This is a genomic window from Tumebacillus algifaecis, assembly GCF_002243515.1.
Lineage (GTDB): Bacteria > Bacillota > Bacilli > Tumebacillales > Tumebacillaceae > Tumebacillus_A > Tumebacillus_A algifaecis.
On record NZ_CP022657.1, the window covers coordinates 4400476 to 4407500 of the forward strand.

General features: G+C 54.1%; 6 protein-coding genes, 1 tRNA gene and 1 rRNA gene (1 of these 8 running past the window's edge). 1 reads left to right on the top strand and 7 read right to left on the bottom strand.

The features are described 5' to 3' along the window. Positions 1-75: 75 nt before the first annotated feature. From CIG75_RS19880 to CIG75_RS19900, 5 genes are all read right to left on the bottom strand, one after another. Positions 76-2511 (bottom strand): ATP-dependent Clp protease ATP-binding subunit, encoded by a 2436-nt coding sequence (locus tag CIG75_RS19880; RefSeq protein ID WP_094238178.1) that lies wholly within the window; start codon positions 2509-2511, stop codon positions 76-78. 46 nt (positions 2512-2557) lie between these two features. Continuing rightward, positions 2558-3634 (bottom strand): protein arginine kinase, encoded by a 1077-nt coding sequence (locus tag CIG75_RS19885; protein ID WP_094238179.1) that lies wholly within the window; start codon positions 3632-3634, stop codon positions 2558-2560. Between the two features lie 2 nt (positions 3635-3636). Continuing rightward, positions 3637-4173, bottom strand: coding sequence for a protein-arginine kinase activator protein McsA (locus CIG75_RS19890; protein WP_094238180.1), 537 nt, complete (start codon positions 4171-4173; stop codon positions 3637-3639). A gap of 20 nt (positions 4174-4193) precedes the next feature. Then, complete coding sequence (locus tag CIG75_RS19895) at positions 4194-4655, bottom strand: CtsR family transcriptional regulator (protein ID WP_094238181.1); 462 nt, start codon at positions 4653-4655, stop codon at positions 4194-4196. 184 nt (positions 4656-4839) lie between these two features. Further along, on the bottom strand, positions 4840-5541 hold the full coding sequence (locus CIG75_RS19900) for an HAD family hydrolase (protein ID WP_157729663.1): 702 nt from the start codon (positions 5539-5541) through the stop codon (positions 4840-4842). A 109-nt stretch (positions 5542-5650) separates the two neighbouring features. Here CIG75_RS19900 and CIG75_RS19905 point away from each other — a divergent pair, with 109 nt between their 5' ends. Beyond that, entirely contained in the window at positions 5651-6226 is a 576-nt protein-coding gene (locus CIG75_RS19905) for a TetR/AcrR family transcriptional regulator (protein ID WP_094238183.1), read from the top strand. A gap of 46 nt (positions 6227-6272) precedes the next feature. On the opposite strand, the gene CIG75_RS19910 is transcribed toward CIG75_RS19905, so the two are convergent. Together CIG75_RS19910 and CIG75_RS19915 are read right to left on the bottom strand one after the other, a co-directional pair. Continuing rightward, positions 6273-6348: transfer RNA gene (locus tag CIG75_RS19910), tRNA-Thr, on the bottom strand. 247 nt (positions 6349-6595) lie between these two features. Beyond that, positions 6596-7025: ribosomal RNA gene (locus CIG75_RS19915) — 23S ribosomal RNA — on the bottom strand; it runs 2499 nt beyond the window's last position.

Consider the following 7025-nt stretch of genomic DNA (forward strand, 5'->3'; position numbering starts at 1 on the left):
GTCGAACGGCCAAAGTGGTGGGGATCGACCGAAAGAACCCGGCACCAAGTACCGGGTTCAAAATTCGATCAACATTTAGTGTGTGGGAGTCGGTGCACCCGCGTTGCGCACCGTCAGTTTTCCGTCTTCTTCATCGATCAGCACTTGATCGCCTTTTTTGACCGCGCCGGAAAGCAACGCTTCTGACAACTGGTCTTCGATGTGGCGCTGAATCGCCCGCTTGAGCGGACGCGCACCGTATTGCGGGTCGTAGCCCTCCTTCGCGAGGAAGGATTTGGCCTCCTCGGTGAGGTCGAAGTGGATGTCGTTCTCGCGCAGACGGCGAGCCAGTTCGGCGCTCATCAAGGTGACGATCTCTTTGATGTGTTTCTCTTCGAGTTGGTGGAAGACGATCGTGTCGTCAATCCGGTTGAGGAACTCGGGACGGAATTGCTTTTTCAACTCTTCCATCACACGATCCTTCATGTCGATATAGTTCGCTTCTTTGTTGGCGGTGAAACCAAGCGCGCCGCCTTTTTTGATCGCGTTAGCACCGACGTTCGATGTCATGATGATCACCGTGTTGCGGAAATCGACCGTGCGGCCTTTCGAATCGGTCAGACGACCGTCGTCGAGCACCTGCAGAAGCACGTTGAACACTTCCGGATGCGCTTTTTCAATCTCATCGAACAGGACGACCGAATATGGCTTACGGCGAATCTTCTCGGTGAGTTGACCGCCTTCCTCATACCCGACATAGCCCGGAGGTGCTCCGACCAGACGAGCGGTGGAATGGCGCTCGCCATATTCGGACATGTCGATGCGCACGATCGCATTTTCGTCGCCAAACATCACATCGGCCAGCGATTTGGCCAGCTCCGTTTTCCCGACCCCGGTCGGACCGAGGAAGATGAACGAGCCGATCGGGCGTTTCGGGTCTTTCAAGCCCGCACGCGCACGGCGGATCGAGCGGGAGATCGATTTGACCGCTTCATCCTGGCCGATCACGCGCTCATGCAGGATTTCCTCCATCTTGAGCAGGCGTTCCGACTCTTCGGCCTCCAATTTTTTCACAGGGATGCCGGTCCAGGAAGTGACGATGTCGGCGATATCGTCTGCGGTGACTTCCGAGTCCTTTTTGACTTGGTTGGACTGCCATTCTTGCTTGCGGTTTTCCAACTCTTCGCGAATCTTTTGCTCCGTGTCACGCAGCGAAGCCGCTTTTTCAAACTCCTGCGATTGAACGGCAGACTCTTTTTCGGAGCGGATCTCTTCCAGTCGTTCTTCCAGCTCTTTGAGATTTGGCGGCTGGGTGTAGGTGCGCAGGCGCACGCGGGATGCTGCTTCATCGATCAGGTCGATCGCTTTGTCCGGTAAGAAGCGGTCGGTGATGTAGCGGTCGGACAGTTTGACCGCCGCTTCGATCGACTCGTCGAGGATTTTGACGCGGTGATGCGCTTCGTAGCGATCGCGCAGGCCCATCAGGATCAGCACCGCTTCTTCTTTGTTCGGCTGGTCAACGGTGATCGGCTGGAAGCGACGTTCGAGCGCCGCATCTTTTTCGATGTGCTTGCGGTACTCATCCAGCGTGGTCGCGCCGATGCACTGCAGTTCGCCGCGCGCGAGGGCCGGCTTGAGGATGTTCGACGCGTCGATCGCACCTTCTGCGCCACCTGCACCGATCAACGTGTGCAGCTCGTCGATGAACAGGATGATATTGCCCGCTGCGCGGATTTCATCCATGATCTTTTTCAAGCGGTCTTCAAACTCACCGCGGTATTTGGTACCTGCGACCACAGTGCCCATGTCGAGCACCATCACTCGCTTGTTGCGCAATGTTTCCGGAATTTCATTTTCAACGATGCGCTGGGCCAAACCTTCTGCGATCGCCGTTTTCCCCACGCCAGGCTCACCGATCAAGACCGGATTGTTCTTGGTGCGGCGGGACAGGACTTGGATGACGCGTTCGATCTCATTAGCGCGGCCGATGACCGGATCTAATTTTTGATCGCGTGCCATTTGGGTCAGGTCGCGGGCCAGCGAGTCGAGGGTCGGAGTGTTCGCCGACTGCGTATTTTCCTGATGGCTTTCGTGCGTGTCACCACCGAGCAGTTGCAGCACTTGCTGACGTGCTTTGTTCAGCGAGACGCCGAGGTTAGCCAGCACGCGAGCTGCCACGCCTTCGCCTTCACGGATCAGACCGAGCAAGATATGCTCGGTGCCCACGTAGTTGTGACCGAGTTTACGCGCTTCGTCGATCGAGAGTTCGATCACTTTTTTCGCACGCGGCGTGTAGGCCATACCATTCGATTGACCAGGTCCGCGGCCGATGATTTTCTCTACTTCTTTTTGAATCTTATCGCTGGAGAGGCCAAGCGACACCAGCGCTTTTGCCGCGATCCCTTCGCCTTCGCGAACGAGACCGAGCAGAATGTGCTCCGTGCCTACTCCTGAGTGACCGAGACGGCTTGCTTCTTCCTGTGCCAAGGCGAGCACTTTTTGCGCTCGCTCTGTAAAACGTCCAAACATCATTGGAATCCACCTCCAAGCGGTATTTGAGTGTATTCAAAAGCTGGGATCAGATATGACCCGCTTCGCTTTGTAGCTTGTCGCGAACCAGTTCGGCCCTGCGCCAATCCCGCTCGTTTGGTGCGAGCGACACACCCGATTTTTTTTGTAAAAAGGCGGGCTGGCTCATGACCATCAGCTCTTTGAGAATGTTTTTGGAAATGCCCTTGATCACGCCAAGGTCGATGCCCAAGCGAAGGTCGGACAGGCGCTGCATCGTCTCTTTTGCAGACAGGCGTCTCGCATAGGCGAGGATGCCAAAGGAGCGGGCCACGCGGTCTTCGATGTCCTCGCGGCTTTCCTGCAACAGGTAGTTGCGGGCCTGAATTTCATGCTCGATCATCTTCTGTGCGACCGATTCGAGGCTCTGAATCACTTCCTCTTCCGGCTGGCCGAGCGTGATCTGGTTCGACAGTTGAAAAAGATTGCCGACCGCCTCCGTCCCTTCGCCGTGAATGCCGCGGACGACAAGACCGACTTGGCCGAGCGCAGAGAGCACGCGGTTGATCTGTCCGGTGGCGACAAGAGCTGGCAAATGCAACATGATCGAAGCGCGGATGCCAGTGCCGACATTGGTCGGGCAGGCGGTGAGGTAGCCGTAACGTTCATCGAAAGCATAGTTCAAGCGCGCTTCGAGCAGATCGTCGATGCGGTTGGCCGTCGCCCATGCTTCTCCAAGTTGGAGACCTGGCATCAACACTTGCAACCGGAGATGATCTTCCTCATTGATCATGATCGAGACCAACTCATCCTCCCGAATCGCCACCGCCCCGCGCGTGGCATGATCGACGAGCGTGCTGGAGATCAAATATTTTTCCTCCAAAGTGTGCAAGTCGAGTTCGGAGATGTCATCAAGATGGATCATTTCGAAACGTCCACCACCCGCTTCGGCAAACGATTCGGTTTCGATCGCATCCCGCACGCGCTCGATGATGTCATCCGCTTGGTGCTCGCTGGCTAGCATCGGGAACGGATGTTCGATCAGGTTGCGGGCCAAGCGGATGCGCGTTGAGATGACGATGTCCGAGTGCGGCCCCTCATCACACATCCAGCCGCTGGTTTCATGCACAAAATCTTGAATCGACATCCTCAATACCCTCCCGCTGCGCTTTGTTGTTCCAGTTCGCGAATGCGGTCGCGCAAAAGTGCAGCCTCTTCGAACTGTTCCATCTGAATCTTCTGCTGGAGTTCACGGCGGAGCAATTCAATCTGTTTGCGCATCTTGATCATCCCGCCCGTGCGCTGTGGCACTTTCCCGGTGTGGGTAGTTGCCCCACCATGAATGCGGCGCAGCAGCGGCTCTAAACGAGGACCGAAGCTCTGGTAGCAGTCGGCACAGCCGAAGCGACCCAGTTCGGCAAACTTCTGGTAGGTGAGACCGCACGTGTTACAACGGGTGTTTTGCCTCGTCTGCGCGCCCGACATTTGACCAAAGGAGCCTTGATTTTCAAATCCCAACAAACCGCTGATCAGATTGTGAAAGGAAAAATTTTCGCCGGGCTTCATCATGAACTCGCTGTTTTCACGAGCACACGTTTCGCAAAGATGGATTTCGCTCTTTTCCCCGTTGAGAATCTTCGAAAAATGAACGGTAGCATCCCGTTGCTGACAACGCTGACAGAGCATCGGTATTCCTCCTTCTGCGGTTATCCTTTGAGCAAAGCGACCAGCATCGCCGATACGTAATTGGCGCGAATCTGATCGCGGATGGCGGGAGAGAGCGCCAAAATGTCGGTGCAGACCACCGAAAGCATCACACGTGCTTCACGGGTGGTCAGCACTTTTTCATCGTGCAGGCGCTGGATCAGGCCCTCCGCTTCTTTCGCGGTGACGGCGCTGCCCATCAAATCGAGAATGGCGTGGTGCAACATCTGATTGAGTTCAAGACCGACCTTGGTGATGCGAATGAAACCGCCGCCGCCTCGTTTCGATTCGACAACGTACCCCTTTTCTATGGTGAAGCGTGTTGAAATCACGTAGTTAATTTGGGAGGGCACACAATTGAACATGTCGGCCAACTCGCTGCGCTTGATCTCAGCAGTTCCGCTGCCAGCACCAGACAATATTTTCTTGATATGCTGTTCAATGATGTCAGAAATGTTGCGCATGGTGCCTAATTTCCCCCCTCCTCTGATTCGAAGGTTTGACTTTGACTAATCTTGACCTTTCTCCTTTATTATATGCAGTCGCTCGTAAAACCCCAAGTTCGTTTTTAACCATTATCGGTGCGCTTGCGGGAACGAAAGGTGATTAGAGCGATGTTTGGTTAGACTTTCTTCGATTTTCTTGACCTTATTTGACCTTTTGGGTTAATAGTTGTCGCAATTTTTGCAGACTAGGTAATACGTCAGAAAAGCTGTGAATGATCACCGTTGCCTCCACTAATTCATTTTGCCCGGCAAAACCAAAATCACACCCGATCGTCAAAAGATTATTCGCTCGACCCGCGATGATGTCCGACTTTCTGTCACCGACCATGACGGCGTTCCGGTTGGTGATGCCCGCATGATCGAGAACGAGTTGGACCAGGTCTTCCTTTTTCTTCGTTTTATATTCGCCAGCGGTGAACAGTTTCGTAAAGTATGATGCGATGCCTGTCGTTTCGACCACCGATTCCACGTAGCGTTTTTCACCGTTGGAAGCGGTGTAGAGACGGATGCCTTGCTCCGATAGCGACTGCAACGTCTCCTTCACACCTTTGTAAAGTTCGCCTTGGCCTTGCTCCATCAGTGAGATTTCGAGCTGCGCAACTCGTTCATTGGCCTGATCACGGATGTCCATCGAGGCGTCGGGGAGCAGCGTTTCCCAAACTTCGGGGATCGTCATGCCAAAACAGGAGATGATTATGTCTTCGCTAGGGATCGGACCGCGATAATGACCTGCTTCCTGCATGTATTGAAAGGCGGAACGGAACGCGGGAACGGCTACTTTCTCCGTTTGGTAAAGCGTGCCGTCAACATCGAAGATCACCGCTTGGATCGGGGATGCGTTCATCGTAGTGTCCTCCATCCTTTTTCGTTGGATTGGTCTATTTATTGACTTGGCAAGGCTCGACCTGTATGATTTTGCTTAGTATACCCTGAAAGGAATGAAAAGTGCCTCTATGGCTTCGAATAAATATGAGGAAATCGTCCTTGCGGCGGTCAAACTATTTGATAAGAAAGGGTACCATGCTACGTCGGTGCAAGACATCGCCGATGCTGTCGGGTTGCAAAAGGGGTCTTTGTACCACTATATCTCAGGCAAGGCCGATCTGCTGCTCGGGGTCGCACAGCGCGCGATCACAGAGTTCAATCTGCGGATGGAGCGGATTCTCGCTTCAAAAGAGTCTGCGCAAAGCAAGATGAAAAAGGCGCTGGAAATGCATTTGCAATTGGTCACTCATGATGTGCAGCTCTCCACCGTGCTGTTGCGTGAGTCTGTGGCGTTGGGAGAGAATCCGCAACAGGTGATCCAAGACGCGACCGACCAGTATCTGGACTTGTGGACACGACTGATCGAGGAGGGAATGGCCGGCGGTGAATTTCGACCCGGGAATGCGCGCATGAAGGCGCTGGCGGTCTTGGGTGCCTGCAACTGGGTATACCGTTGGTATCAGGAGGACGGGGCGCTGACCTCCGAGATGGTGGCCGATATCTATGCAGATTTGTTTTTGGATGGAATCGCAAATTCTAAATAAAATAGAAAAACCCGATCCATAACGGATCGGGTTTTTCTATTTGGTGTGGTGCCGGCGAAAGGAATCGAACCCTCGACCCACTGATTACAAGTCAGTTGCTCTACCATCTGAGCTACACCGGCATGATATTAATTTCCGCCTAGCGACGTCCTACTCTCCCAGGACCCTGCGGTCCAAGTACCATACCTCCGCTTTCGCTTCGGTGGTTCTTCGCTTTGCTTCGAACGTGGCACTTTTTCGAGAAGACTTGGACAGTAGGTGAAAGCAGTTGGATCGGCGTTGCGACAGGACGTCACAGCTTCTAGCCAATCTACCGCTGTGTGTTCCCTGAAAACTGGATGCGAAATGATTGTGAGTTTTGAACTTACTTAGGATAAGCCCTCGACCGATTAGTACTGGTCAGCTACACGCCTCACGGCGCTTCCACCTCCAGCCTATCAACCTTGTCTTCTACAAGGGGTCTTACCACGTTGACCGTGTGGGAAGTCTTATCTTGAGGTGGGCTTCGCGCTTAGATGCTTTCAGCGCTTATCCCTTCCCGACATAGCTACCCAGCGATGCGGTTGGCACCACAACTGGGACACCAGCGGTCGGTTCATCCCGGTCCTCTCGTACTAAGGACAACTCCTCTCAAACTTCCTGCGCCCACGGCAGATAGGGACCGAACTGTCTCACGACGTTCTGAACCCAGCTCGCGTACCGCTTTAATGGGCGAACAGCCCAACCCTTGGGACCGACTACAGCCCCAGGATGCGATGAGCCGACATCGAGGTGCCAAACCTCCCCGTCGATGTGGACT

Coding starts and splice junctions, on each gene's coding strand:
- CIG75_RS19880 (WP_094238178.1), bottom strand. CDS start 2,511: ATGATGTTTGGACGTTTTACAGAGCGAGCGCAAAAAGTGCTCGCCTTG.
- CIG75_RS19885 (WP_094238179.1), bottom strand. CDS start 3,634: ATGTCGATTCAAGATTTTGTGCATGAAACCAGCGGCTGGATGTGTGAT.
- CIG75_RS19890 (WP_094238180.1), bottom strand. CDS start 4,173: ATGCTCTGTCAGCGTTGTCAGCAACGGGATGCTACCGTTCATTTTTCG.
- CIG75_RS19895 (WP_094238181.1), bottom strand. CDS start 4,655: ATGCGCAACATTTCTGACATCATTGAACAGCATATCAAGAAAATATTG.
- CIG75_RS19900 (WP_157729663.1), bottom strand. CDS start 5,541: ATGAACGCATCCCCGATCCAAGCGGTGATCTTCGATGTTGACGGCACG.
- CIG75_RS19905 (WP_094238183.1), top strand. CDS start 5,651: ATGGCTTCGAATAAATATGAGGAAATCGTCCTTGCGGCGGTCAAACTA.